We start from the raw sequence: 26,374 nt of genomic DNA, 5'->3' as shown, positions 1-26,374 counted from the left end.
AGGTGCTGCAACTGATCAATGCCAATGCTCAGGTGAATCTGACGGACTCCGCCGGGCAAACCCTGCCGGCCGGCTTTTCCCAGGCTCGCGGCGCTGGCGGTGAGACTGCGCCGTTCGATCTGCAGATGGCCGTGCAGGGCTTCATCGCCGCCGAGCCAGGGGCACCGCTGAGTGAAGAGGCTGCTGCCGTGAAGGTCACCCTCAGCGAAGCCGATGCCGAGCAGTGGCTGGCCAGCGTGCTGGATCAGCAGGCCGTGCGTATCGAGGCGCGTGAAGCACCCGAGGAGCAGGCGCTGCACGAACCGTTGCATCAGGACGGCTCGGAACAGATCGAACAGGCTGCCGCGTTGCCTGCCGAGCTCCTCGGTCAGGCGCAGCCGCGTGAGCCAATGCCAGCTCAGCCGTCCCACAGCGCCAGTGCTCCAGTGCTCAGCCAGCAATCGTTGTCACCCCAGGTAGCGGCGCCCATGCCGCAGATGGCGGCCGAGATCGCGATACAGACTGCGGCGCCGGCAATGGCGACCGAGGTCATCGAGACGAGCGAGCTCGAACGCCTGCCGAGCATCAGCACGGACGCAGATAAAACCATTCCCGGCAGCGCAACATCCTCCACCGCGACTGCAACGCCGCTGACGGCCGAGCGTCCGCTCAAGCTGCATGCACCACAGACGCAGTGGGGCGAGCAGATGCTGGCCAGCCTGCGCGAGCATGTGGAGCTGCAGATCAACCAGCGCATACAGAACGCCACCATCCGCCTCGATCCGCCTGAGTTGGGCAGCCTGGAAATTTTCCTCAGTCATGAGTCCGGCCGCCTCAGCGTGCAGCTCTCGGCCGCCAACGCCGATGTCGCCCGCCTGTTGCAGCAGACCAGCGAGCGCCTGCGTCAGGAGCTGGTCGGGCAGAACTTCGTGCAGGTCAACGTGCAGGTCTCCGCCGATGCTCAGGGCGGTCGACAGCAGCAACAGGCGCAGGCCCAGCGCTGGCTCGCCGAGGATGAGGTGGCCGCTGCCGTCGCGCTACCCGCCGGTGGCGAGCGCAATGGCGCGCAATCGACCAGCGACGTGCTGGTCACCGTTTAATTTCCCGTTAGTGAATCGAGAGTAGTCATGACAATGCCGCGCGTCCTCCTGCTGCTGGTTATCTTCAACACCCTGGTGGTGGTTGGCGGCACCATCTTCAATTACGCCACGCTCAAGTCCATGCAGACCGGCCAGGCCGTGCTCGGCATTTCTGCTGGCAATGCCGGCAGCGAAGCGGAGGAAGCCAACAGCGAATACCGCTTCTTCCCCATCGAGAAGGTTATCGTCAGCCTCAAGGGCGAACACCGCGAGCACTACTTCGTGCTCGACCTGGTGCTGCAGGCCGACCTCGAAACCGATCCGAAGAAGCTCGAGCAGATCGACCCGATGGTGCGCAATTCAGTGGTCGCTCACCTGTCTGCCATGACCTTCGAGAAGCTGCGCGGCATGCCCATTCCAGAGCTGCAGGGCACGCTGGAAAGCGCGCTGTTCGATGACTTCGCCAGCAAGAAGCTGGCGATGCCGTTCGCCAATGTGCTGGTCAGCAAACTGATCGTCCAGTAGGTACCTTTGCCATGAACGCCAACTGCGCCATTGACTATCGCTACGCCGCCGAACAGGGCGGGGCTGCGCTGTTCGCGCCTGGGGCCGAGCAGAAATGGCTGTTGCAGTACCTGCCGCTGGTCAAGCGCATCGTCAGTCAGCTGGCGTTGCAGGCCAACCAGGTGCTCGACCGCGAAGACATGGAGCAGATCGGTCTGATGGGCTTGCTCGAATGCCTGCGCCGCTATGGCACACCGGACGAGCAGTTCGGTCGCTTCGCCGCGCTGCGCATCCGTGGTGCGATTCTCGATGAACTGCGCCGCCAGGACTGGCGGCCGCGCCAGGTGCGCCAGCAGACCCATAGGATTCGCGACGCCATTCGCCAGTTGGCGCGGCAACTGGGTCGTGTACCGCAGGAAGAAGAGATCCTCCAGGCGACCGGGATCAGCGCCAAGGACTATCAGGAGTTTCTCCAGGCCGATGCCTGCGAGGCCATCGAAAGCCTCGATGAGCTGCTGCAGAACGGCCACGAGGGCTTCGCCTGTGGCAGCAGTGCGGTCGAGGACCGCGTGCTCAAGGAGCGCCTGCTGACTCAGGCACTGAGCCAGCTCAGCGAGCGCGAACGACTGGTGCTGACCCTTTACTACCAACATGAGCTGAGCCTCAAGGAAATCGCCCTGGTGCTGGAGCTGAGCGACGCGCGCGTCTGCCAGTTGAGCAAGCAGGCGATCGCCAAGGCCAGTCGCTACCTGAACGAGAGAGGCTAGGGTGCAGAAGTTATTAGGTGCATTGATCATCGTCGCCTGCGTGCTCGGTGGCTATGTCATGGCCCATGGCGAGCTGGCCATGCTCTGGCAGCCGGCCGAGGTGATCATCATCGTCGGGGCGGGTTTTGGTGCTCTGGTGGTGGCCAACCCCAAGGACGTGCTGATCGAGATGCTGCATCAGATCAAAGGCGTGTTCGTCTACAAGAAGCGCGGTGAAGAATTCCAGCGCCAGTTGTTGATGCTGCTCTATGAGTTGCTGGAGATGGTCGATGTCGGCGGCCTCAAGGTGCTCGACGCGCATATCGAGGAGCCCGAGCAGAGCGAGCTGTTCGCCAAGTACCCGCTGATCCGTCAGGAGAAGAACCTGATGGCCTTCATCGCCGACAACTTCCGCCTGATGGCCATGGGCAAGATCAGCGCCCACGAACTCGAAGGCTTTCTCGAGCAGGAGCTGGAGGCGATGGAGCATGTGCTGATGCAACCGTCGCGCTCGCTGCACAAGATCGGCGAGGCCATGCCGGGCTTCGGCATCCTCGCGGCGATCCTCGGCATCGTCATCACCATGGGCAACATCGGTGGTTCGGTGGCCGAGATCGGCGCGCACGTGGCGGCGGCGCTGGTGGGTACCTTCCTCGGTATCTTCATGTGCTATTGCGTGATGGACCCGCTGTCCAGTGCCATGGGCCAGTGCATCAAGACCGAGATGTCGGCGCTCGAGTGCGTGCGCACCACGCTGGTTGCTCACGTCGCCGGCAAACCCACGCTGCTGGCGGTGGACGCCGGGCGCAAGCTGATCGAGCAGGACGTCAAACCGGCGTTCAAGCAGCTGGAGATATGGGTCAACCGTTACGAAGATGAAAGGGACGCGGCATGAAACCGCGTGCCGGTGAAGGCCATGAAATCATCATCAAACGTCGTAGCAAGAAGGGTGGCCACGACGGGCATGGCGGTGCCTGGAAGGTAGCCTTCGCCGACTTCACCATGGCCATGATGGCGCTGTTCATGGTGCTGTGGATCATCCAGCCGCAGACTCAGGACGCCAGCCGCGCCAATGCCGACCAGCTGAACAACCCATTGGTCGATGGCGGTGCCGGTATCTTCGACGGCACCAGCACCACGCCGCTGGATCTCGATGGTGTGCCGGTGCAGGTCAGCCCACGTCAGGACCGGGAAAATCAGGCCCGCACTCCCGAGGAAGATCCGGGCGCGGAACAGGGCGATGGACAGCCGGGGCCAGCTCGCCGGCCACACTATGCCGAGTCGCAGCAGATGCAGGATCTGGCCAAGCTGATGGAGACGCTGGCGCTACAACTGGATGCCGAGGCCAATATCGAAGTGCAGGTCGTGCCCCAGGGCTTGCGTATCCTGGTCAAGGACGATGCCCAGCGCTTCATGTTCAACCGCGGCAGTTCCCACCTGAATCCGCACTTCGAAAAGCTGCTGCAGCGTCTGGCCGGGATTCTGGCGCGGGTGGAAAACCATCTGATCATCAGCGGCCACACCGACTCCATGCCCTATCGCGGCGTGGTCGGTGGTTACAACAACTGGAACCTCTCCGGCGACCGCGCGCTGCGTGCCCGCAACGTGCTGGTCGAGGCTGGCCTGCCGAGTGGCAACGTGCTGCAGGTCGCTGCTCAGGCGGATGGCATGCCCTTGTTGCCCAGTGATCCGGAGAACGGCGCCAACCGGCGTATCGAGCTGCTGTTGCTGACCAGTCAGGCCGAAGGCCTGTACCGCGAGTTGTTCGGCGAGGCCCAGGTGCGCGTGGAGTACCGTACCGAGGGTGCGCAGCTCAGCGCGCCGGAGTCCTGAGTCGTGACCCGCTTCGCTCTAAAGATTGCGCGCCGGGCAGTAGATCTGCCGAGTCTCCAGCGCATAGAGACAGCCATCGAGGCTGGTCAGGCGAATGGTCGAACCCTTGTGTCGGCCGTAGAGCAGGTTGAACACCAGTTCGTCGTCGATTTCGCTGGCCAGCCCGGTGACCTGACCGTCTTCGACGCGCAGCCGGTAGTTGCCGAGGAAACCGTACTCCACCACCCCCGACGTCTCCAGGATGCTGTCGCCCTGGCGGGTCATGGCGTAGAAACGACTGTTGTTGACCTGCAGGCTGTGGCTGATTTCCAACACCTGGCCGTTGCTCAGATGAACCTGACCGGTGGACTGGTAACGACCGTCGAGCTCGGCGCTGGAAATGAAGTTCAGCCACAGCACGAGCATACTCAGCAGCATCGCCAAGGCCGTGGCGAGCATGGTCAGCAACCAGCCGCCGCTGATGCCGCACTGTTTGCCCTGGCTCATGGCAGGCACCTGCTCAGTTGGGCATCGGCCACCTGATTCAGCTGGCTTTCGTGCAACATCAGCGAGCGTGCACCACCGTTGGCCTGCAAGCACAGCAGTTCATAGAAACCTCCGCGCAGGCTCAGTACCAGATTGGCCGGTTTGCTGGCCAGTACCGTAAGCCGGCTGGTCAGGCCGTGCGTCTGCAGAATCAGCTGCTGCAGCCTTTGTGGGTCTTGATCGATGTAGCGCACCTGCAGTGAGCCCAGATTCATTTCGCTACTGTGCAGGTCCTTGGGCTGGCTGATGGTGTACAGCGCCGTGAACAAGGCGATACCGATGATGCTGAACAGGCTCAGCAGAAGCAGCCAGGATGCCCGCTGACGACTGTGGCGGCGTAGAAAGGCTGGCTGTGGCGTCGGCGTATCGCGTGCTTCGCTGACTGCGCCGATATCGTCGATGCTCGGTGGATAGACCAGATAGTTGGGGTTCAGCAGATAGCCGCGGCGCGGCAGGGTCTGGATGATCTCGCGGCTCTTCTCGTCGCCCAGTACCTGGCGCAGGGTGTAGATCTGCTGGTTGAGGCTGCCTTGGCCGACAACCCGGTCGGCCCAGGCGTGGCTCATCAGTTCCTCGCGCGAAACCACTTCACCAGGCTCACGCAGCAAACGCTCGAGCAGGCGGCTGCCGGAGTAGCCCAGATCGATCTTCTCTTCGATGCCGCTCTTTACCAGGGTCAGCTGATACAGCGCCGGGTAGAAATGCGCGTAACAATCGCTGCGTCCGGTCCTGATGATCAGGCACGCAATGTTGCTTTCCGGCTCGGCTAGCGGCGTTTCGGGGCTGGTGTTCATGCGGTCCTTGAGGCGAGCGGCAATTCCATGCGGGAAATTTCCCGGCGACAGACGGTCGGCATTCTGGCGCCAGGGAAATGCACTGGCAAGTCTTGTGCCAGCTGCTTGTTGCTGGAAGCAGGTTGCCGTTCGCTGGGGGCACTCACTCAATACTAGCCAGTCTGTGGGCGAAGTCGACGATATCGCCGAGATTCGCCGAAGCCGTATTGATCATGCCTGAGCTTGATGACAGTTGATCAATTTGGCTGATGAGGCGGGATGCAGCAGTGGCCGCAGGCCATAAGAAACGCCCCGCGGATGCGGGGCGTTGGGAGGGATCGGCGCAATCCTTTGCGCCTGGATGACGCGGGATCAGCCCAGCAGGGACATGACCATGCCCGGCATCTGGCCGGCTTGCTTGAGCATGGAAATGCCCGACTGCATCAGCATGGAGTTCTTGCTCATGTTGGCGCTTTCCTTGGCGAAGTCGGCGTCCATGATGCGACCCTTGGCCATGTCGGTGTTGTCCTTCATGTTGGCCAGGTTGTTGGCGGTGTGGTTCAGGCGGTTGATGTTGGCACCGAAGGCGGCGCGCATGGCACCAATGTCGTCCAGAGCGGTATTGATGGTATCGATCATGGCATTGGCGCCAGCGGCGTCGGCGATTTCGGTGCCGGCAGTGCCTGGGGTGGTGTAGTTGCTGGACAGGCCGTCCAGGGCAGTACCCAGGGCAGCGGACTGGGTAGTGGCGTCCAGCTCCAGGGTTTCGGCAGTGGTGGCGCCGATCTGGAAGGTCACGGCGGCACCGAACTTGCCGGTAGTACCGTCAAGACCGAACAGGGCGTCGCCAGCGTAGCTGGTGTTGGTCATGATGTTGGCCAGCTCTTTACCCAGCTCGTCGTATTCGGCTTGCAGGGCGTCACGGTCGGCCTGGGCGTTGGTGCCGTTGGAGGACTGGGTGGCGAGGTCTTTCATGCGCTGAACGATATCGGTCATTTCGCTGAAGGCGCCTTCGGCGGTCTGCAGCAGCGATACGGCGTCGCTGGTGTTGCGCATGGCCACGTCCATACCGCGGGACTGGGCGTTCAGACGGGTAGCGATCTGCAGGCCGGCGGCGTCGTCGGCAGCGGAGTTGATGCGGAAGCCAGTGCCCAGACGCTGCTGGTTGGTGCCCAGGGCGTTGTTGGTCTTGCCCAGGTTGGTCTGGGTGATCAGCGAGGAGTAGTTGGTATGAATCGACAGAGCCATGATGATATTCCTTCAGTTGAGTGAAGCTGGCTGTGATTGCCTGCTGTAAGTGAAGGGCGACCGGCTTCTGACGCTGATTAAATGGCGCTGAAGATTTTTTCGATCCTGGCTCAGGAGTCGCTCTGGCATGCGGGTGTGAAATGAAAAACGGCGACCCGAGGGTCGCCGTTTTTTGAAAACCAGGCGTGATCAGCCGATTTCGATCATTTCGAAATCCATCTTGCCGACGCCGCAGTCAGGGCATAGCCAGTCTTCTGGCACGTCTTCCCAGCGGGTGCCGGGAGCGATGCCGTCATCCGGCCAGCCCTGGCTCTCGTCGTAAATCAGTCCACAGACCACGCATTGCCACTTTTTCATATAAACCTCAGGCCAATCTCACGGTGTTGCGCGACGCAAGCTACCGCAATTGCACTGACGCGCCAAGCCGGCCGGCGGCAATCGCCGCCAGCCAGGGACCAACCAAAGTCGGGTCGCGCAGCGCACGACCCGTCAGAGGTCAGCGACTGGTCATCAGCGGATCGGTCAGCGCCATGCCGTACATCGCCACCAGCGCGATCAGGCCGGCTGCAGCGAGGTAGTAGAGCGTCGGCAGAATGGTCTTGCGCAGGGTGATGCCTTCGCGTCCGAGCAGACCAACGGTCGCCGAGGCCGCTACCACGTTGTGGATGGCGATCATGTTGCCCGCCGCGGCACCGACCGACTGCACCGCCACCATCATCGCCCCGGATACGCCGATCAGCTCGGCAGCATTGAGCTGGAACTGCGACAGCATCAGGTTGGATACGGTGTTGGAGCCGGCGATAAAGGCGCCCAGAGCGCCGACCGCCGGCGCGAAGAACGGATATACGCCGCCGACGCTGTCGGCCACCAGTTGCGCCATCGCCACCGGCATCGACATCAGGTCGCTGCCGTTGACCCCGGAGTTGATCAGGATGCGCACCATGGGAATGGTGAAGATCAACACGAAGCCGGCGCCGAGCAGGGTCTTGCTCGACTCGCCCACCGCCGCCTTGAGTTCGGGCAAGCGCATGCGGTGCAGGAAGAAGGTCACCAGTACCACCATGCAGAGGATGCCGCCTGGCAGATACAGCGGCTCGATGGTGCCGGATACCCCAGTCTCACCGAGGATGTCCTTCCAGCCGAAGCTCAGGCTCATCAGCGCCGCTTTCACCTCGGGGAAGGTACGCGAGATCACCAGGAACACCGCCAGCAGCAGGTACGGCGCCCAGGCCATGGGTACCGAGATCGGCGCCTTGCCGGCCACCTCATCCAGCTTCATCTCGATCTTGCCCATCCAGTCGGACGGCCAGTCCTTGGGATCAGCGAAGTCCCAGCTTTCCTTCGGCAGCAGGAATCCGGCCTTGGCGGCCGGTACCACGATGGCCAGGCCAACCAGGGCGCCGATCATCGAGGGGAATTCCGGGCCGAGGAACACGCCGGCTGCCATGTACGGCAGGGAGAAGGCGAAGGCGGTGAAGATGGCGAACGGCGCGATGGCCAGGCCTTCCTTCCAGCTCTGATTCTTGCCGAAGAAGCGCGTCATGATCATCACCATGATCAGCGGCATCAGCAGGCCGATCAGGCCGTGGGTGATGGCCACCCGCGAGTAGATCAGGTGGAAGAAGGTTTCCCAGGTGCTGCCGGTGGCCACCAGTTGTTCGGTGATGCCGGTTCTATCCAGGCCGGCGCCGACACCCACCAGGATCGGCGTACCGACCGCACCGAAGGACACCGGTGTGGACTGCACCATCATCCCCAGTACCACCGCGGCCAGTGCCGGGAAGCCCAGGGCTACCAGTAGCGGTGCGGCCACGGCAGCCGGGGTACCGAAACCGGAGGCGCCCTCGATGAAGCAACCGAACAACCAGGCGACGATCAACGCCTGTACGCGGCGATCCGGGCTGATATTGGAGAATCCCCGGCGGATCGCCGCGATGCCTCCGGAGTGCTTGAGGGTGTTCAGCAGCAGGATCGCGCCGAAGATGATCCACAGGATCGAGGCCGTAAGAATCAGCCCCTGCAGGCTGGAGGCGATGACCCGGTTGAGGGACATGTCCCAGGCCAGCAGGCCGATCAGGGCGGTGAGGACGAACACCAGCGGCATCGCGTACTTGGCCGGCCAGCGAAAGCCGATCAGCAGTACACCCGCTAGCACCAGTGGCACGAAGGCCAGGATGGACAGCAGCGTTTGACTCATGGGTTGGTTCCTTCTTTTTCTTGTGAACCACAGTTTTCCGGGGACACCCGGCGCCACGCATCTGGAAGGGCCGGGCGCCACGGCACCGGCCTTTCCGTGAGCCGCGACGGCAGGGATTCCCCATCGCCGCGCTCATGCTCGAAAACCCCGACGGTCAGAAACCGTCAGGGCTTGCTACTGCTCCGTGGAGGCGTCAAGAATCATCCACGGTTGTGAACTCGCTTATGTAGGAGCCCCGCCCCGGGGCGAAGCTTTTCTCCAGCTTCGCGACGGGGCGCCGCTCCTACATAATCGGTGAGATGCTCAAACCTCCTCTTTAAAGCGCAAACGCCAGGCATGCAGCAGCGGCTCGGTGTAACCGGATGGCTGCTCGCGGCCCTTGAACACCAGATCACTGGCGGCGCGGAAGGCGTGGGATTGCTCGAAGTTCGGTGCCATCGGGCGGTAGGCCGGATCACTGGCGTTCTGCCCGTCGACCACCTGCGCCATGCGCTGCAGCGTCTCGCGTACCTGGGTCTCGCTGACCACGCCGTGGTGCAGCCAGTTGGCGATATGCTGAGCCGAGATCCTCAATGTGGCGCGGTCTTCCATCAGGCCGACGTTGTGGATGTCCGGCACCTTGGAGCAGCCGACGCCCTGCTCGACCCAGCGCACCACGTAACCGAGGATGCCCTGGCAGTTGTTGTCCAGTTCCTGCTGGATATCGCTGGCGCTCCAGGGTCGTTCGGCGCTGACCGGTACGCTGAGCAGATCGTTCAGCAGGCTGTCGCGTTGGCTGGCCAGGTCGATCAGCTCCAGCTCGCTCTGCACCGCCTGCACGTCGATCTGGTGGTAGTGCAGGGCGTGCAGTACGGCGGCGGTCGGCGACGGCACCCAGGCGGTGTTGGCGCCGGCTTTCGGGTGGCCGATCTTCTGTTCGAGCATGGCCGCCATCAGATCCGGCATGGCCCACATGCCCTTGCCGATCTGCGCCTTGCCACGCAGCCCGCAGGCCAGGCCGACCAGCACGTTGTTGCGCTCGTAGGCCTGGATCCAGGCGCTGGATTTCATGTCGCCCTTGCGCAGCATGGCGCCCGCTTCCATGGCGGTGTGCATCTCGTCGCCGGTGCGGTCGAGGAAGCCGGTGTTGATGAAGGCCACGCGCGCGCTGGCGGCCTCGATGCAGGCCTTGAGGTTGACGCTGGTGCGCCGCTCCTCGTCCATGATGCCCATCTTCAGGGTGTTTACTGGCATACCCAGCAGCTGTTCGACGCGACCGAACAGCTCGTTGGCGAAGGCCACTTCGAACGGACCGTGCATCTTCGGTTTGACGATATAGACGCTGCCGGTGCGCGAGTTGCCGCGACGCTTGAGGTCATGCAGGGCGATCAGGCTGGTGACCACCGCATCGAGAATGCCTTCGGGAATCTCATGACCTTCGCCATCGAGGATCGCCGGGTTGCTCATCAGGTGGCCGACATTGCGCACGAACAGCAGCGAGCGGCCGTGCAGGGTCAGTTCGCTGCCATCGGCTGCGGTGTACAGGCGGTCCGGGTTGAGGCGACGGGTGATGCGTTTGCCGCCTTTTTCCAGCTCCTCGGCGAGATCGCCCTTCATCAGGCCCAGCCAGTTGCGGTAGACGACCACCTTGTCGGCGGCGTCGACGGCGGCCACGGAGTCTTCGCAGTCCATGATGGTCGACAGCGCTGCTTCCATCAGCACGTCCTTCACCCCGGCGGCGTCGGTGCGGCCGATGGGGCTGCTGGCATCGATCTGGATCTCGAAGTGCAGGCCGTTGTTCTTCAGCAGCACGGCACTCGGCGCGGCGGCCTCGCCCTGGAAGCCGACGAACTTCTCCGGTTGCGCCAGTGAGGTCTGCGCGCCGCTGCTCAGGGTCACCTGCAGCTGGCCGGCGACCACGGCATAGGCGCTGGCATCGGCATGCGAGCCCTGGGCCAGCGGTGCGGCCTGGTCGAGGAAGGCGCGGGCGAAGGCGATCACCTTGGCGCCGCGTACTTCGTTGTAGCCCGGGCCCTTGCTGGCGCCGCCCTCTTCGCTGATCGCATCGGTGCCGTACAGGGCGTCGTACAGCGAGCCCCAGCGGGCGTTGGCGGCGTTCAGCGCGTAACGTGCATTCATCACTGGCACCACCAGTTGTGGGCCGGCCTGGGTGGCGATTTCGCTGTCGACGTTGGCGGTGGTCGCCTTGACCTTCTCCGGCTGCGGCAGCAGATAGCCAATGGCGCCGAGGAAGGTGCGGTAAGCGTTCATGTCGCGGATCGGACCGGGGTTGGCGCGGTGCCAGGCATCCAGCTCGGTCTGCAGACGGTCGCGCTCGGCCAACAGGGCACGGTTGCGTGGTGCCAGGTCATGCACCAGCGCGTCAAAACCACTCCAGAAGGCCGCAGCCTCGACACCGCTGCCCGGCAGCACTTCGCTTTCGATGAATTGCTTGAGCTCGGCGGCTACCTGCAGGCGCTGACATTGCACGCGTTCGGTCATTTTCTGTTCTCCTGTCTGCATCCGCCCATGGTGGTGCGGGTCAATCAATGTGTTGTAGGAGCCCCGCCCCGGGGCGAAGCGCTTAATGTTTTGTTCGCCGCGAGGCGCGGCTCCTACAGGTATCGCGCCGCACTGCCCTCATCCGTCACTTCGTGACACCTTCTCCTGGAAGGAGAAGGGCATCAGTTGGCGGCTGCGCCGCATGTTTAAAGGGCTGCTATCCCTGCTTTGGCCACCTGCGCATCCTGCTCGGCCTTGACCCCGGATACGCCCACGGCACCCACCACCTGGCCGTCCACCAGCACCGGCACGCCACCCTCCAACGAAGTAATCAGCGGCGCGCTGATAAAGGCTGTGCGGCCACCGTTGACCATGTCCTCGTAGCCCTTGGTTTCGCGACGACCGATGGCGGCGCTGCGCGCTTTCTCGGTGGCGATGTAGGCGCCGATCGGCGCGCAGCCGTCGAGGCGTTCGAGTGCCAGCGGATGACCGCCGTCGTCGACCACGGCGATGGCCACAGCCCAGCCCTGTTGCTGCGCTTCGCTGCGGGCCGCCTGGAGAATCTGGCTGACTTCGTTCTGGCTGAGTACGGCTTTGCTGTGCATGGCATACCTCGTGTTCGTGGCTTTTTTCCCCTCCCCCGCTTGCGGGAGAGGGGCCGGGGGAGAGGGTTCAGGCTTCACGCCATCGCCTCCTCGATGATCTCGATCCAGTGGCGCACCGGCGTGCGCCCGGCGCCGTCCAGATGGGTCTGGCAGCCGATATTGGCGGTGACGATGGCGTCGGGTTTGCCGCTTTCCAGGGCGTTCAACTTGTTGTCGCGCAGCTGCCGCGAGAGCTCTGGCTGGGTCAGCGAATAGGTGCCGGCCGAGCCGCAGCACAGGTGGCCATCCGGCACGGCGGTCAGGCCGAAACCGAGGCGCGTCAGCACGCCCTCCACCGCACCGCCGAGCTTCTGCGCATGCTGCAAGGTGCAGGGGCAATGGAAGGCCAGGCGCTGCTCAGCGCGTACCTGCAACTGCTCCAGTGGCTCGCTTTGCAGCACCTCGACCAGATCCTTGGCCAGGGCGCTGACTCGCGCCGCCTTGCTCGCATAGGCCGAATCGCCAGCCAGCAGATGGCCGTAGTCTTTTACGAAGGCACCGCAGCCGCTGGCGGTCTGAACGATGGCCTCAATGCCGGCTTCGATGGCCGGCCACCAGGCGTCGATGTTCTGCCGGGCGCGTTGCAGGCCCGCGTCCTGGGCGTTCAGGTGATAGTCCACGGCGCCGCAGCAGCCGGCTTCGCGGATCGGCGTGACGCTGATGCCGAGGCGGTCGAGCACGCGCGCGGTGGCGGCATTGGTGTTGGGCGACAGCCCCGGCTGCACGCAGCCTTCGAGCATCAACACGCGGCGCGTGTGCTGCTGCGTCGGGCGTGGCTTGGCCGGGCGAATCTCGCGCGGCAGCTTGGCCTTGAGCGTGGCCGGCAGCAGCGGGCGCAGGGCCAGGCCAGTCTGGGTCAGCGTCTTGAACAGCGCCGGTCTTGGCACCACGGCGCGCAGACCCTGACGCAGCAGGCGTTCGTTCAGTGGCCGCGGCACCGCCTGCTCGACCACTTCGCGGCCGATATCCAGCAGGTTGTGGTACTGCACGCCGGAGGGGCAGGTGGTTTCGCAGTTGCGGCAGGTCAGGCAGCGATCCAGGTGCTGTTGGGTCTTGGCCGTGACTTCGTTGCCTTCGAGCATCTGCTTGATCAGGTAGATGCGCCCACGCGGGCCGTCCAGCTCGTCGCCGAGCAACTGATAGGTCGGGCAGGTGGCGTTGCAGAAGCCGCAATGCACGCAGGAGCGCAGGATGCGTTCGGCTTCCTCGGCGCGCGGCAGGCGTTTGGCCTGTTCACTCAAATTGGTCTGCACGTCTTATACCTCGGCGTACATGCGGCCAGGGTTGAAAATACCCTGGGGGTCGAGCTGGTTCTTCAACTGGCGCTGGTAGCGCAGCAGTGGGGCGGCCAGCGGCTGGAAAGGTTGTGCCTGGCCGGCAGCAAAGCAGGTGGCATGGCCGCCTAACTTGGCCGTTACGCGCTGAATCAGCTCGCTATCGGCGTCGGTCTTCAGCCAGCGCTGCGCGCCGCCCCAGTCGATCATCTGGCGACCGGGCAGGTCGAGCAGACCACTGTTGGCTGGCAGCGACAGACGCCACAGCGTGCCGCTGGCGCTGAAGAACGGCAGGCGCTGTTCGCGCAGTTGCTGCCAGTAACCGTTGTCGATCTCTTCGCCACCGAGGCGTTGGCGCGCGGCCAAAACCGAACCTTCGCCACCCTCCAGGCGCAGGTGCAGCGCCGCACCGTCGTGGCTGGCGGCGCTGATCGGCAGCGGCTGCTGGCCCCATTCGGCGAGCTTGTTCAGGGCATGCAGGGCGTCCACTTCCAGGCGCAGGCTGAGTACCTGGCGCGGTTTGGGCAGCACCTTGAGCGACACCTCGGCGAGCAGGCCGAGGCAGCCGAAGCTGCCGGCCATCAGGCGCGACAGGTCGTAGCCGGCGACGTTCTTCATCACCTCGCCGCCGAAGCGCAGCAGCTTGCCCTGGCCGGTGATCACGCGAGTGCCAAGCACCTGATCGCGCACCGAGCCGGCCCAGGGCCGACGCGGGCCGGACAGCCCGGCGGCGACCATGCCGCCCAGGGTGGCGCCATCGCCCAGATGTGGCGGCTCGCACGGCAGCATCTGGTTATTGGCCTCCAGCACTGCCTCGATTTCGCTGAGCGGCGTGCCGGCGCGGGCGCTGAGCACCAGTTCGGTGGGGTCATAGCTGACGATGCCGCGATGCTGGCGGGTATCCAGCACTTCACCCGTGGTGGAGCGACCCAGATGGGCCTTGCTGCCGCTGCCCTGGATGCGCAGCGGGGTGGCACTGTTCAGTGCGTGGTTGACCTGTTCCAGCAACGCGGCGCTGGCGTCGAAATCATGCGACATCAGAAACGCTCCAGTTCCGGGAAGGGCAGTTGGCCGTGATGCACGTGCATGGCGCCGAACTCGGCGCAGCGGTGCAGGGTGGGGATGTTCTTGCCCGGATTGAGCAGGCCGCTGGGGTCGAACGCCGCCTTCACCGCATGGAACAGGGTGATCTCGTCGCTGTTGAACTGTGCGCACATCTGGTTGATCTTCTCGCGGCCCACGCCGTGCTCGCCGGTGATGCTGCCGCCGACCTTGACGCAGAGTTCGAGAATCTTGCCGCCGATGGCCTCGGCACGCTCCAGCTCGCCGGGTACGTTGGCATCGAAGAGGATCAGTGGGTGCATGTTGCCGTCGCCGGCATGGAACACATTGGCCACTCGCAGGCCGTATTCCTCGGACAGCTCGGCGATGCCACGCAGTACGCCGGGCAGCTCGCGGCGCGGGATGGTGCCGTCCATGCAGTAGTAGTCCGGCGAGATGCGTCCGACTGCGGGGAAGGCGTTCTTGCGCCCGGCCCAGAATTTCACCCGCTCAGCCTCGTCGCGAGCCAGGCGCACTTCGGTGGCGCCGGCCTTTTCCAGCACCTCACGCACGCGCTCGCAATCGTCGGCGACGTCGGCCTCTACGCCGTCCAGCTCGCAGAGCAGGATGGCTTCGGCCTCCACTGGGTAGCCGGCGTGGATGAAATCTTCGGCGGCGCGAATCGCCAGGTTGTCCATCATTTCCAGGCCGCCGGGGATGATACCGGCGGCGATGATGTCACCGACCGCGCGGCCAGCCTTCTCCACCGAGTCGAAGGCCGCCAGCAGCACCTTGGCCACCTGCGGCTTGGGCAGCAGCTTGACCGTCACCTCGGTAACGATGCCGAGCATGCCCTCGGAGCCAGTGAACAGCGCCAGCAGGTCGAAGCCGGGGGCGTCCAGCGCGTCGCTGCCGAGGGTCATGAACTCGCCCTCGACGGTGAGGATGTCCACCTTGAGCAGGTTGTGCACGGTCAGACCGTATTTCAGGCAGTGCACGCCACCGGCATTCTCGGCGACGTTACCGCCGATGGAGCAGGCGATCTGCGACGAGGGGTCCGGCGCGTAATACAGGTCGAAGGGTGCCGCGGCCTGGGAAATCGCCAGGTTGCGCACGCCGGGCTGTACCCGGGCGAAGCGGCCTTCGCGGTTGATCTCGAGAATCTGGTTGAAGCGCGCCATTACTAAGAGGATGCCCTTTTCCAGCGGCAGCGCGCCGCCGGACAAACCGGTGCCGGCGCCGCGTGCTACCACGGGTACGCCACGGGCGTGGCAGAGCTGGAGCAACTGTTGCACCTGCTCGATACGCTCGGGCAGCACCACCAACATGGGTGTGGTGCGATAGGCGGACAGGCCATCGCACTCGTAGGGCTTGAGGTCTTCCTGGGTGTGCAGGATGTCGAGGTCGGGCAGGCACTGGCGCAACTCCGCCAGCAAGGCGGCCTTGTCGACCGTGGGTAGCGCGCCGTCGACGCGCTCGTCGTACAGAATGCTCATGGCAGGCTCAATCGTGGACGTTGTTGTTATTGGCGGTCATGCCGCGACCTTGGCCGCATGTTTAGGCTGCCTGCTTCTTTACGTCCATTCTCTTTAGCGCTGGTAGGACCAGTTTCTTTCATCAGGCTTTCGCCATGGATTGGCCTAAGGTCTCATGCGCTGCGGCTTGCCTGTCGACAGGCATGCGATCTAAGGTGGCCTTTAAAAATTGGTACGACCAGTGCTGCGGAGGTGGCGAATGGACGGACAACAGGGCGTCGCACGGCGGCAGGTCAGTGATGTGGTGGCCGAGCGCATCGAGCGACTGATCGTCGATGGCGTACTCAAGGTCGGCCAGCCGTTGCCGTCGGAGCGGCGCCTGTGCGAGAAACTGGGCATCTCCCGTTCGGCGCTGCGTGAAGGGCTCAAGGTGCTGCGCGGGCGCGGCATCATCGACACCGCCCAGGGCCGCGATTCACGGGTGGCCAAGCTCAGCGGCGAGCGCGACGCCAGCCCGCTGATGCACCTGTTCAACTCGCAGCCGCGCACCCTGTATGACCTGCTGGAAGTGCGCGGCCTGCTCGAAGGCGAGTCGGCGCGACTGGCGGCGCTGCGCGGCACCGAGGCGGATTTCGTCCTTCTGACCCGGCGCTACGAAGAGATGCTGGCGGCTCATGCACAGGAAAATCCGGTCGACCCGCGTGAACATGCGCGTCTCGACCATGCCTTTCACCTGGCCATCTGCGAGGCCTCGCACAACCCGGTGCTGGTGCACACCCTGCAGTCGCTGACCGACCTGATGCTCAGCACCGTGTTCGCCTCGGTGAACAACCTCTATCACCGCCCGGCGCAGAAACGGCAGATCGACCGTCAGCATTCACGGCTGTATCACGCGGTAATCGAACGCCTGCCGGAACAGGCTCAGCGCGCCGCTCGTGACCATATCAACAGCATTCGCGACAACCTGCAGGAGATCGAGCAGGAAGAGCAGCGCCTGGTGCGCGCGACCATGCGCCTGGAGGGCTGGGCGTAGGGCGGGTGAAACTCGCCTGATGACGGTGGCGGGTTGCACCCGCCCTACAACCGGCGCGTTGGTGCGCTCGGCGCACCCTACCTGAAGGTGCTGGTCACCACCCCTTCTTCCACCACCTGCGCCTCGATCACCTTCTGGCTGCCAAGGTTACGCACGCGGATCACTTCGCCTTCGCGACCATTAGCCAGGGCCTCGCCGGTGGCCGAGGCGGAGATGCCGTCCTGGCTGGCGATGATGGTGACCTGCTGGCCGCGGCGGATCAGCAGCGGCGCGGTGAGCAGATTCGGCGCGATCAACTGGCCGGCGCGCACGCGGCGCTTGGCGCCCTGGCCGATCACCTCGTCGAGGCTGTTATAGAAGCCGCGTGAGGCCCTGCCGACGTTCACTTCCTGCAATTGCAACTGTTCGGCGGCGATGGTCTGGCCGCGTTCGATCACGCGTGCGGCATGCACGGCTGGCAGGAACACGCTGGCCTGCACCAGGGCCGTGACGCTCCAGCCGGGCGCATCTGCGCAGCTCAGGTCCAGGCGTTGACGTGACAGGGGCGAGGGATCGTCGCTGGCGACCGTCACGCTCAGTGCCTGGCTGCAGGCCGACAGGCGTTCGGCGCTATTGAGCAGGGTGATATTGAGGCTGTGGCGCTGCCCCTGCCAGGCCTGGCGCTTGGCTTCCTCGGCCAGCATCTGCTGCATGTGTACCGCCACGGCCTGGTCGATCTGGCTGGCGGCATCGGTCTCGCCGTGCGCAGCGCTCAGCGGCAGCAGAGCAAGGAGGAAAAGCATCGACGCACAGGCGGAAAAAACCTTTCCGCTTTTCCTCCAGGCCGCGCTTCGATGCGGAAGGAAGGCGACGCGGAAGTTGTCTTTCGATCTTGTGAATACCTTGAAAATCAATGTGATACGGCTCTCTTCTGGGTTGGGCACGCTTTGTGCTGAAGGCACCTGGGCACAACCTTGGGTTAAGGGTACCGGTAAATGAGTATACGGATTGATGACGTGGTGGGCGTGCATTCGCGAGCGCTTGAACTGCGCATGCAGCGCAGCGAAATCCTCGCTGCCAACCTGGCCAACGAAGACACGCCAGGCTTTCTCGCCCGTGACATCGATTTCGCTGGCGAGATGCAGCGAGTCGATCCGCAGCAGGCCTTCGCTGCCAGCAGCGCGGATCTCAAGTACCGCGTACCGACCCAGCCGTCGCAGGACGGCAACAGCGTCGAGCTGAGTGTGGAGCAGGCTGCATTCTCCAAGAACAGCATGGACTTCCAGACCAGCCTGACCTTTCTCAGCATGAAATTCAGGGGCCTGAAACAGGCCATCGAGGGGCGCTGATCATGGCTTTCGACTCCATCTACCGCATCGCCGGCTCGTCGATGAATGCACAGACTGTGCGCCTGAACACCGTGGCCAGCAACCTGGCCAACGCCGACTCGGCTGCGGCCAACGCCGAGGACGTGTACCAGGCGCGCAAGCCGGTGTTCGCCGCCGTCTACAACAACGACCAGCTGACCCGCAGCGTGGGCATGGGCGGCGCCCATGTGCAGGTGCTCGACGTGGTCACTGCCGGTCGTGAGCCGGTGCGCCGTTATGAGCCGGACAACCCGCTGGCCGATGACCAGGGCTACGTGTTCTACGCCGACATCGACCAGATCGAAGAAATGACCGACATGATGTCGGCCACCCGCAGCTTCGAGACCAGCGTCGAAGTGCTCAATCGCCTGAAAAGCATGCAGCAGGGCCTGCTCAAGCTCGGAGAATCCTGATGACCACGGTCAGCAACAACAGCCAGAACAATCCCGCTTACAGCATCGACGAGGCGGTGAAGCAGTCGGTCAACGTCAGTGACGCGACCCAGCTGGAAAACAACTTCCTCACCCTGATGGTCGCGCAGATCCAGAACCAGGATCCGACCAAACCGGTGGACAGTACCGAGTTCCTCAACCAGTTCGCCGCCATGAGCCAGGTCAAGAGCCTGGAAAACATGGCCTCGCTGAGCAAGAGCAACCTGGTGCTGCTGGACAACCTGCAGACCCTCACCGCCGCTGGCCTGGTCGGCCAGGAAGTGAAGGTGGCGACCGAGCAACTGGAGCTGGGCGCGGACAAGGTCAAGGGCGAGATCAACCTGGAGCATGCCGCCGGCAAGCTGGCCCTGGTGGTCACCGACAGCAATGGCGTGAAAAAGGAAATCGACCTCGGTTCCCAGGCGCCGGGGCGTGTGCCCTTCGAGCTCGATCCCAAGGCCCTGGGCCTGGCGCCGGGCAGCTACAAGGTCGAGGTCAAGAGCGACAGCGGCGAGTACCCGAAGGTCGAAGTGGCCGGCCGCGTCACCCAGGTGCGCGTCAGCGCCCAGGGCCCCGTGCTGGAGGTCATCGGCGTCGGCGCTGTGCCCTTCTACAACATCACCGAATTCGGCCAGACGCAGACCGCCGGTCTGCTCTGAACCCTCCTACTCGTTCAATTCAAAGGTCCAGTCGCCATGAGTTTCAACATCGCCATGACCGGCCTCAGCGCCGTCAACGAACAGCTCAACACCATCAGCCACAACATCGCCAACGCCGGCACCACCGGCTTCAAGTCCTCGCGCACCGAGTTCGGCAGCATCTACGCCGACAGCCAGGCGATGGGCGTGGAGGTGCTGGCCACCACCCAGAGCATCAGTCAGGGCGGCTCCCTGGTGACCACCGGGCGCAGCCTGGATCTGGCCATCTCCGGCGGTGGTTTCTTCGTCACCCGTGATACCAACGGCGACCTGAGCTACACCCGCGCCGGCGTGTTCGGCGCCGACAAGAACAACAACATCGTCAACGCCGCCGGGCAGACCCTGCAGGGTTATCCGGTGGACGCCGCCGGCAACCTGCTGGTCGGCGCCATGGGCGACCTGCAACTGCAGAACGCCAACCTGCCGGCTCGCGCCACCGACACCCTGGCTTTCGTCATGAACCTGGACTCCAACCAGACCGTGCCGGCCACCGCGCCGTTCGATCCGGCGGACGTGAACACCTACAACTCCACCTACACCACCAAGGTGTTCGACTCTCAGGGCAAGGAACACACCCTGACCCAGTACTTCGTGAAGACTGGCGACAACACCTGGGATGCCTATTACTACCAGGGCAACACCGCCGTCGGCGGCCCGCAGGCACTGACCTTCGGCACCAACGGCACGCTCACCGGGCCGGTCGGCCCGGTCAACGTCGGCTTCGCCCTGCCGGGCGTCGACCCGATGGCCGTCGCCATCGACTACAGCAATTCCAGCCAGTACGGCTCCGACTTCGTCGTCACCACCAACCGCGCCAGCGGCTATGCGGCGGGCGAGCAGACCGGTCTGTCGGTGGAGAAGGACGGCATGGTTTACGCCAACTACAGCAACGGCCAGCGCATGCTGCAGGGCCAGGTGGCGCTGGCCACCTTCGCCAATGCCGGTGGCCTGAAGAACATCAGCGGCACCGCCTGGGTGGAAACCGCCGAATCCGGCGCGGCGCTGATCGGCGTGCCCGGTGTCGGCCCCTTCGGCGCGCTGGTGGCCGGTTCGCTGGAGAACTCCAACGTCGACCTGACCCAGCAACTGGTCGGCCTGATGGAGGGCCAGCGCAACTACCAGGCCAACACCAAGGTGCTGACCACCAACAAGGAACTCACCCAAGTGCTATTCGGCGCGATCTGAGGCTGACCCATGGACCGTCTCGGTTACACCGCAATGACCGCCGCCAGCCGCACCATGAGCTCGCTCACGGTGCGTGCCAACAACCTGGCCAACGTCAACACTCCCGGCTTTCGTGCCGACCTGGAGCAAGCCCAAGCCGTCACCGTGGAAGGTTATGGCTACGACAGCCGGCACCTGGCGCGGGTGAAGAACAACGGCGTCAACCTGGCACCCGGCGCGCTGATGGCCACCGGCCGTGATCTCGACGTGGCGATCCAGGGCCGCGGCCTGTTCACCGTCGAAGGTGATGGCGGCGCCGAGCGCTACACGCGCAACGGCGCGCTACAGGTCGATGCCGACCTGCGCCTGACCCTGAACGGCCGCGCCGTGATGGGCGAGGGTGGCCCCATCGTGCTGCCCGAGTACGACAGCCTGCACATCGGTCGCGACGGCACCGTGTCGGTGATCCCGCGTGGCGATTTCGTCACCGCCGAGGTCGATCGCATCCGCGTGGTGGATGTCGATGCCGCCGACCTGACCAAGGATGCCAGCGGTCTGCTGGCGCGCACTGACGGTCAGCCGGCCGAAGACATGGAAGCGCCGGTACTGGTCTCCGGTTACCTGGAGGCGAGCAACGTCGGTGCAATCGATCAACTGGTGGCGACCATGAGCCTGAACCGCCTGTTCGAGACCCAGGTAAAGATGATGAAGGCCGCCGAGGACCTGTCCGAAGCCGGCAACCGGATGATTCGCGGCAGTTGACGATTAGGTAGCCCGGATGCAATCCGGGAACGATTTCCCCGGATTGCATCCGGGCTACAGACAAACGAGGTAACGCACATGAGTTCCGCACTTTGGGTCAGCAAGACCGGCCTGGCCGCCCAGGACAAGGCCATGAGCGCCGTGGCCAACAACCTGGCCAACGTCAACACCAACGGCTTCAAGAGCGACCGCGTGGTGTTCGAGGACCTGTTTTACGCCATCGAATTGCAGCCGGGTGCGCAGGCCGATGAGGTCAATACCGTGCCGTCGGGCATCCAGCTCGGCAGCGGTGTGCGCGTGGCCGGCACGCAGAAGGTGTTCACCGAAGGCAGCATCCAGACCACCGGCCAGCCGATGGACCTGGCCATCATCGGCGCCGGCTTCTTCCAGGTGGAAGCGCCCAACGGCGACATCTACTACACCGAGAACGGCCAGCTGCAGCTCAATGCCGAAGGCATGATCGTCAACTCCCAGGGTCTGCCCCTGACGCCGGCCATCGAAGTGCCGGCCGGTAGCAGCCGCTTCACCGTCGGCAGCGACGGCATCGTCACCGCCGTGCTGGCCGGCGATACCCTGCCTTCCGAGCTGGGCCAGATCACCCTGGTCAGCTTCACCAATCCGAGTGGCCTCGAAGCGCTCGGCGGCAACCTCTACCGCGAAACCGTGGCCAGCGGCGAGCCGGTCGAGGGCGTGCCCGGCGAAGAAGGCCTGGGCAACCTCAAGCAGGGCGTGCTGGAAGGCTCCAACGTGCAGGTGGTCGAGGCGATGGTGGCGATGATCTCCATCCAGCGCGCCTACGAGGCCAACGCCAAGGTGCTCGACGCCGCGTCGGGCATGCAGCAGTTCCTCAACCAGACTGTGTGATTGCCATGAAGCGCCTGATCCCGCTCGCTCTGCTGCTGACCCTGGGTGGTTGTGCCAGCTTCAACGAGATGCTGCCCGACGAAGACTCGAGCCATTACGAACCCTTGCAACTGGACTACAGCGTGCCACCGACCAGCGGGGGCGGGCTGTTTCGCAGCGGCTACAGCGGCTCGTTGATCGGCGACAAGCGTGCGGTGCGGGTCGGCGACATCCTCACCGTGGTGCTCGACGAGTCCACCCAGTCGAGCAAGAGCGCCGGCACCAGCTTCGGCAAGAGCTCGGGCGTGTCCGTCGGTATTCCCACGGTGCTGGGCAAGACCTACGACCGTCTGGAAAGCTCCGCCGAAGCCGAGCGTGACTTCAACGGCTCAGCGCGCAGTTCGCAGCAGAACACCTTGCGCGGCTCCATCGCCGTGACCGTGCATCAGGTGCTGCCCAACGGCACGCTGCTGATCAAGGGCGAGAAGGCGCTGCGCCTGAACCAGGGTGATGAATACATCCGCCTGGTCGGCCTGGTGCGCATGGACGACATCAACCGCGCCAACCAGGTGTCCTCGCAGAACGTGGCCAACGCGCGCATCTCCTACGCCGGTCGCGGTGTGCTCAGTGACAGCAACTCGGCCGGTTGGCTGACGCGCTTCTTCACCAGCCCGCTGTTCCCGCTCTGAGGCCCAGACCATGATCAAACGTATTCTCGTCGCCTGTGTCCTGGGTTGGCCGCTGTCGACCAAGGCCGTACCGCTGATGGATCTGGTGGACATCGAAGGCATTCGCGGCAACCAACTGATCGGCTACGGCCTGGTGGTCGGCCTGGATGGTACCGGTGACAAGAACCAGGTGCGCTTCACCAGCCAGTCGGTGGCGAACATGATCAAGCAGTTTGGCATCAACCTGCCACCGAACGTCGACCCCAAGCTGAAGAACGTCGCGGCGGTGACCGTGACCGCAGAAATTCCACCGTCCTACAGCCCGGGGCAGACCGTGGATATCACCGTCGCTTCGCTGGGCGATGCCAAGAGCCTGCGCGGCGGCCAACTGCTGCTGACCCCGCTGCAGGGTGTCGATGGCGAGACCTATGCGCTGGCCCAGGGCGCCATCGTCGTCGGTGGTCTCAATGCCACCGGGCAGAGCGGCTCCAGCGTGGCGATCAACTCTGCCAACAGCGGTCGCGTGCCCAACGGCGCCACTGTCGAACGCATGATCCCCAGCGATTTCAGTACCCGTGACGAGGTCATGCTCAACCTGCGCCAGCCCAGTTTCCAGACTGCCGCGCGGGTCGTCGAAGCGGTCAACGGCCGCTTCGGCAGTGGCACCGCCAGTGCCCTGAACTCGACCAAGATTTCCATTCGCGCGCCCATCACCAGCACCCAGCGCATCGGTTTCATGGCCATGCTCGAAGGGTTGGAGGTGGAAGAGGGCCGCGAACGGCCGCGTGTGGTGTTCAACAGCCGTACCGGCACCGTGGTGGTTGGCCAGGGCGTGCGCGTCAAGGCCGCCGCGGTGGCCCATGGCACGCTGACCGTGACCATCAGCGAGAACCCTCAGGTCAGCCAGCCCAATGCCTTCTCCGGTGGCCAGACCGCCGTGGTGCCGCGCTCCGACGTCGCCGTCAGCCAGGACAAGAACGCCATGTTCAAGTGGCCCGATGGCGCCAGCCTGGACAGCATCATCAACACCGTGAACAGCCTCGGCGCCACCCCGGACGATGTCATGAGCATCCTTCAGGCGCTGGAACAGGCCGGTGCCCTCAACGCTGAACTGATCGTGATCTGAGCCATGAGCATCGTTTCCCTCGCCCAACACATGAACAGCCACCGCGGCAGCGCCGATGGTATCGGTACCGCCCGCGAGCAGCAGTTGCAGGCCGCCGCCGAGCAGTTCGAGGCGCTGTTTTTGCAGCAGATCCTCAAGCAGATGCGCAAGGCCAGCGACGTGCTCGCCGAAGGCAATCCGATGCGTAGCCGCGAGATGGACACCATGCGCGACTTCTACGACGAGGTGCTGGCTGAAACCCTGGCCGGGCGCAAGCAGACCGGCATCGCCGACATGCTGGTCAAGCAACTGTCCGGCGGTGGCGATAGCGCAGTGGATCTGGAAGCGGCCGCAGCTGTTGCCCGCTCGGCAGAACTGCCGCAGCGTTCCTCCAGCAGTCTGCTGGAGCCGCTGCGCGCGACCTGGCAGCGCGGCGTCGATGGTCTGGGCAAGGTCTGGGACAAGGGCTCGGCAGGCTTTCTCGCCCTGGTCGATCGGGTCATCCAGCAGGAGTCGGCCGGTCGTGTCGACGCCGTATCGCCCAAGGGCGCGCGCGGCCTGATGCAGCTGATGCCGGATACCGCGCGGGAGATGGCCGCCGAACTCGGCCTGCCGTTCAGCGAAGCCCGCCTGACCAGCGACGCCGACTACAACAAGCGCCTGGGCAGTGCCTATCTGGACAAGATGCTGCAGCGTTACGACGGCCATCAGGCGCTGGCGCTGGCCGCTTACAACGCCGGCCCCGGCCGCGTCGACGAGTGGCTCAAGGTCAATGGCGATCCGCGCAATGGCGAGATCGCCACCGGTGCCTGGATCGAGCGCATCCCCTTCCAGGAAACCCGCGACTACACGCGCAAGATTCTCGGCGATCTGGCCAGCCGTGAAACACCGGTCAAGGACGAAGTGCAGCAACAGACCTCGCTCAGCGCGCAGACCCGCCAGCAACTGGCCAGTGCCCTGAGTGCCGACAGTGGTCTGCTGCTCGGTGCCGTTGCCGGCAAACAGGTCATGAAACGCGATGAATTTAAGTCCGCCGCCGATTCCGTCGCCCTGTCTTCAGTAACAGCCCAATTCGCTGCCGACGACGCCCGAGCGCCACGTCTGGCGGCCTTCGCTCAGCCGATGCGCTTCGAGCGTCAGGAGTCCTAAGCCGTGACCATCCTCAACCAGATCGCCTACAGCGGTGTGCGTGCCAGCCAGGTGGCCCTGGCCACTACCGGGCAGAACATCGCCAACGTCAATACACCCGGTTTCAGCCGTCTGCAGACCATCACCGGTTCGCTGGCGGGGCAGGGTGGCTTGAGCGTCGGCGGCGGGGTCGAGGTGATCAGCATTCGCCGCATGACCAACGAATTCCACAACCAGCAGCTATGGCGCGCGACCACCGAGCAGAACTTCTACGGCGCCTCGCAGCAGTACCTGACCGCGCTGGAAGCGCTGATGTCCGGTACCGGTTCGAGTATCAGTGCCGGCCTCGACCAGTTCTTCGCCGCGCTCAGTGAAGCCAGCGCCACACCGGGCTCCATCGCCCTGCGTCAGCAGATCATCAGCGAGGCCGGTAACCTGGCGCAGCGCTTCAATGGCCTGAGCAGCAACATCGACGCGCAGGTCAAGGCACTGCAGGAGCAGCGCACCGCCATGGCCACCGAGATCAACGGCCTGACCGAGAACATTGCGCTGCTGAACAAGAAGATCGTCGAAACCGAGTCGGTCAAGGGTGACAGCACCGCACTGCGCGACCACCGTGAGAGTCTGATCGGCGAGCTCAGCCAGTTCGCCAAGCTGCGCGTCAACGAGACCCCGGACGGTTCGGTCAGCGTCGCCCTGGCCAACGGCCAGCCGCTGGTGGCCGGTCCCACCGCCGGCCAGCTCAAGGTGGCGATGACCGCCACGGGTGAGCAGGAAGTCAGCCTGGCCTTCGCCGGCACCAGCTTCCCCTTGCGTCAGGATGGTTTCGGCGGCGCGTTCGGCGGTCTTTACGATGTCGAGTACAACAGCCTGCGGCCAAACCTGGAGGCCCTGCACGACATGGCCAGCCAGTTGGCGCAGATGGTCAACGATGTGCTCGCCACGGGTTTTGACCTCAATGGCGACCCCGGCCAGCCGCTGTTCGTCTACGACCCCACCAGCACCACCGCACTGCTGCGTATCGAGCCGCTGACCGCTGAACAGCTGGCGTTCTCATCGGCGGCGGGGGAGACCGGCAACAACGAGGTGCTGCTCGATCTGCTCGGACTGAAGAACCAGACCATCACCCTGGGTGGCAGCCAGGTCACCCTCAACGACGCCTACGCCGGCCTGCTCGGTAAAGTGGCCAGCGACAGTCGGCAGAACCAGGCTGACTTCAAGTCCGCCACCGCCGTGACCCAGCAGGCTCAATCGCAGCGCGACAGCGTCAGCGCCGTGAGCCTGGACGAGGAGGCGGTCAATCTGATGACCTACCAGCAGGCCTACCAGGCCAACATGAAGGTGATCAGTACCGCCAACCAGTTGTTCGACGACATGCTTGCCGCGTTCTGACGCGC

Annotated in this window: 27 protein-coding genes; 16 read left to right on the top strand and 11 right to left on the bottom strand. The window is 64.3% G+C overall.

The features are described from left to right. Positions 1-2 precede the first annotated feature (2 nt). Genes BM186_RS11425 through BM186_RS11405 form a run of 5 tightly spaced genes read left to right on the top strand, consistent with a single transcriptional unit; the run spans position 3 to position 4,141 of the window. Entirely contained in the window at positions 3-1,079 is a 1,077-nt protein-coding gene (locus tag BM186_RS11425; RefSeq protein WP_074915375.1) for a flagellar hook-length control protein FliK, read from the top strand. Positions 1,080-1,106: 27 nt separating this feature from the next. Continuing rightward, positions 1,107-1,583 carry a flagellar basal body-associated FliL family protein gene (locus BM186_RS11420; RefSeq protein ID WP_072423645.1) on the top strand — a complete coding sequence of 159 codons (477 nt, stop codon included), beginning with the start codon at positions 1,107-1,109 and terminating at the stop codon, positions 1,581-1,583. Between the two features lie 11 nt (positions 1,584-1,594). Then, positions 1,595-2,329 carry a FliA/WhiG family RNA polymerase sigma factor gene (locus BM186_RS11415; RefSeq protein ID WP_045733667.1) on the top strand — a complete coding sequence of 245 codons (735 nt, stop codon included), beginning with the start codon at positions 1,595-1,597 and terminating at the stop codon, positions 2,327-2,329. A gap of 1 nt (position 2,330) precedes the next feature. After that, positions 2,331-3,203 (top strand): flagellar motor stator protein MotA, encoded by an 873-nt coding sequence (motA, locus tag BM186_RS11410; RefSeq protein WP_021487573.1) that lies wholly within the window; start codon positions 2,331-2,333, stop codon positions 3,201-3,203. Beyond that, on the top strand, positions 3,200-4,141 hold the full coding sequence (locus BM186_RS11405; RefSeq protein WP_072423644.1) for a flagellar motor protein MotB: 942 nt from the start codon (positions 3,200-3,202) through the stop codon (positions 4,139-4,141). Before motA ends, BM186_RS11405 begins: the two co-directional genes overlap by 4 nt. Before the next feature lie 18 nt (positions 4,142-4,159). Here the strand turns inward: BM186_RS11405 and BM186_RS11400 are convergent, their stop codons facing one another. From BM186_RS11400 to glcD, 10 genes are all read right to left on the bottom strand, one after another. Next, complete coding sequence (locus BM186_RS11400; RefSeq protein ID WP_074915373.1) at positions 4,160-4,627, bottom strand: hypothetical protein; 468 nt, start codon at positions 4,625-4,627, stop codon at positions 4,160-4,162. Beyond that, on the bottom strand, positions 4,624-5,460 hold the full coding sequence (locus BM186_RS11395) for a winged helix-turn-helix domain-containing protein (RefSeq protein ID WP_072423642.1): 837 nt from the start codon (positions 5,458-5,460) through the stop codon (positions 4,624-4,626). The genes BM186_RS11400 and BM186_RS11395 overlap by 4 nt, the downstream gene beginning before the upstream one ends. Before the next feature lie 351 nt (positions 5,461-5,811). Next, positions 5,812-6,687: a lateral flagellin LafA gene (gene lafA / locus BM186_RS11390; RefSeq protein WP_074915371.1), complete on the bottom strand. Its 876-nt coding sequence runs from the start codon at positions 6,685-6,687 to the stop codon at positions 5,812-5,814. Positions 6,688-6,876: 189 nt separating this feature from the next. Next, entirely contained in the window at positions 6,877-7,044 is a 168-nt protein-coding gene (locus tag BM186_RS11385) for a rubredoxin (RefSeq protein ID WP_003242223.1), read from the bottom strand. A gap of 139 nt (positions 7,045-7,183) precedes the next feature. Beyond that, positions 7,184-8,884, bottom strand: a complete 1,701-nt coding sequence (locus tag BM186_RS11380) for an L-lactate permease (protein WP_074915369.1) — start codon at positions 8,882-8,884, stop codon at positions 7,184-7,186. Positions 8,885-9,187: 303 nt separating this feature from the next. Continuing rightward, positions 9,188-11,365 carry a malate synthase G gene (locus tag BM186_RS11375; RefSeq protein ID WP_074915367.1) on the bottom strand — a complete coding sequence of 726 codons (2,178 nt, stop codon included), beginning with the start codon at positions 11,363-11,365 and terminating at the stop codon, positions 9,188-9,190. Between the two features lie 206 nt (positions 11,366-11,571). Beyond that, positions 11,572-11,970, bottom strand: coding sequence for a heme-binding protein (locus tag BM186_RS11370; protein ID WP_072423638.1), 399 nt, complete (start codon positions 11,968-11,970; stop codon positions 11,572-11,574). Positions 11,971-12,044: 74 nt separating this feature from the next. Further along, positions 12,045-13,262 carry a glycolate oxidase subunit GlcF gene (gene glcF / locus BM186_RS11365; protein ID WP_074915365.1) on the bottom strand — a complete coding sequence of 406 codons (1,218 nt, stop codon included), beginning with the start codon at positions 13,260-13,262 and terminating at the stop codon, positions 12,045-12,047. 3 nt (positions 13,263-13,265) lie between these two features. Further along, entirely contained in the window at positions 13,266-14,321 is a 1,056-nt protein-coding gene (gene glcE / locus BM186_RS11360; protein WP_074915363.1) for a glycolate oxidase subunit GlcE, read from the bottom strand. After that, complete coding sequence (gene glcD / locus BM186_RS11355) at positions 14,321-15,820, bottom strand: glycolate oxidase subunit GlcD (protein ID WP_072423635.1); 1,500 nt, start codon at positions 15,818-15,820, stop codon at positions 14,321-14,323. Before glcD ends, glcE begins: the two co-directional genes overlap by 1 nt. 238 nt (positions 15,821-16,058) lie before the next feature. Here glcD and glcC point away from each other — a divergent pair, with 238 nt between their 5' ends. Beyond that, a complete protein-coding gene (gene glcC, locus BM186_RS11350) occupies positions 16,059-16,832 on the top strand; it encodes a transcriptional regulator GlcC (RefSeq protein WP_072423634.1) in 774 nt (257 codons plus the stop codon). Positions 16,833-16,909: 77 nt separating this feature from the next. Here glcC and flgA read toward each other — a convergent pair whose 3' ends face one another. After that, positions 16,910-17,614, bottom strand: a complete 705-nt coding sequence (gene flgA, locus BM186_RS11345; RefSeq protein WP_074915361.1) for a flagellar basal body P-ring formation chaperone FlgA — start codon at positions 17,612-17,614, stop codon at positions 16,910-16,912. A gap of 192 nt (positions 17,615-17,806) precedes the next feature. Here flgA and BM186_RS11340 point away from each other — a divergent pair, with 192 nt between their 5' ends. The 10 genes from BM186_RS11340 (at position 17,807) to flgK (ending at position 26,369) form a co-directional block, all read left to right on the top strand. Then, on the top strand, positions 17,807-18,160 hold the full coding sequence (locus BM186_RS11340) for a flagellar basal body protein (RefSeq protein ID WP_072423633.1): 354 nt from the start codon (positions 17,807-17,809) through the stop codon (positions 18,158-18,160). Positions 18,161-18,162: 2 nt separating this feature from the next. Then, positions 18,163-18,591, top strand: a complete 429-nt coding sequence (flgC, locus tag BM186_RS11335) for a flagellar basal body rod protein FlgC (protein ID WP_017676466.1) — start codon at positions 18,163-18,165, stop codon at positions 18,589-18,591. Beyond that, positions 18,591-19,268, top strand: a complete 678-nt coding sequence (gene flgD, locus BM186_RS11330; protein WP_074915359.1) for a flagellar hook assembly protein FlgD — start codon at positions 18,591-18,593, stop codon at positions 19,266-19,268. The genes flgC and flgD overlap by 1 nt, the downstream gene beginning before the upstream one ends. 36 nt (positions 19,269-19,304) lie before the next feature. Beyond that, positions 19,305-20,492, top strand: a complete 1,188-nt coding sequence (gene flgE, locus BM186_RS11325) for a flagellar hook protein FlgE (protein ID WP_074915357.1) — start codon at positions 19,305-19,307, stop codon at positions 20,490-20,492. A 9-nt stretch (positions 20,493-20,501) separates the two neighbouring features. Beyond that, positions 20,502-21,233, top strand: a complete 732-nt coding sequence (locus BM186_RS11320; protein ID WP_072423630.1) for a flagellar basal body rod protein FlgF — start codon at positions 20,502-20,504, stop codon at positions 21,231-21,233. A 78-nt stretch (positions 21,234-21,311) separates the two neighbouring features. Then, on the top strand, positions 21,312-22,097 hold the full coding sequence (flgG, locus tag BM186_RS11315; RefSeq protein ID WP_072423629.1) for a flagellar basal-body rod protein FlgG: 786 nt from the start codon (positions 21,312-21,314) through the stop codon (positions 22,095-22,097). Between the two features lie 5 nt (positions 22,098-22,102). Continuing rightward, positions 22,103-22,765 carry a flagellar basal body L-ring protein FlgH gene (gene flgH, locus BM186_RS11310; RefSeq protein WP_072423628.1) on the top strand — a complete coding sequence of 221 codons (663 nt, stop codon included), beginning with the start codon at positions 22,103-22,105 and terminating at the stop codon, positions 22,763-22,765. Positions 22,766-22,775: 10 nt separating this feature from the next. Beyond that, the gene (locus tag BM186_RS11305; RefSeq protein WP_074915355.1) at positions 22,776-23,870 is read left to right on the top strand and encodes a flagellar basal body P-ring protein FlgI; all 1,095 of its coding nucleotides are present in this window, start codon (positions 22,776-22,778) and stop codon (positions 23,868-23,870) included. 3 nt (positions 23,871-23,873) lie between these two features. Further along, positions 23,874-24,998 carry a lytic transglycosylase domain-containing protein gene (locus tag BM186_RS11300; RefSeq protein WP_074915353.1) on the top strand — a complete coding sequence of 375 codons (1,125 nt, stop codon included), beginning with the start codon at positions 23,874-23,876 and terminating at the stop codon, positions 24,996-24,998. A 3-nt stretch (positions 24,999-25,001) separates the two neighbouring features. Continuing rightward, the gene (gene flgK / locus BM186_RS11295; RefSeq protein ID WP_074915351.1) at positions 25,002-26,369 is read left to right on the top strand and encodes a flagellar hook-associated protein FlgK; all 1,368 of its coding nucleotides are present in this window, start codon (positions 25,002-25,004) and stop codon (positions 26,367-26,369) included. Positions 26,370-26,374: the final 5 nt, after the last annotated feature.

The organism is Ectopseudomonas toyotomiensis (assembly GCF_900115695.1).
GTDB lineage: Bacteria > Pseudomonadota > Gammaproteobacteria > Pseudomonadales > Pseudomonadaceae > Aquipseudomonas > Aquipseudomonas toyotomiensis.
Note: the sequence above shows the minus strand (reverse complement) of the source record. Positions and strands in the feature narration are given on the sequence as shown.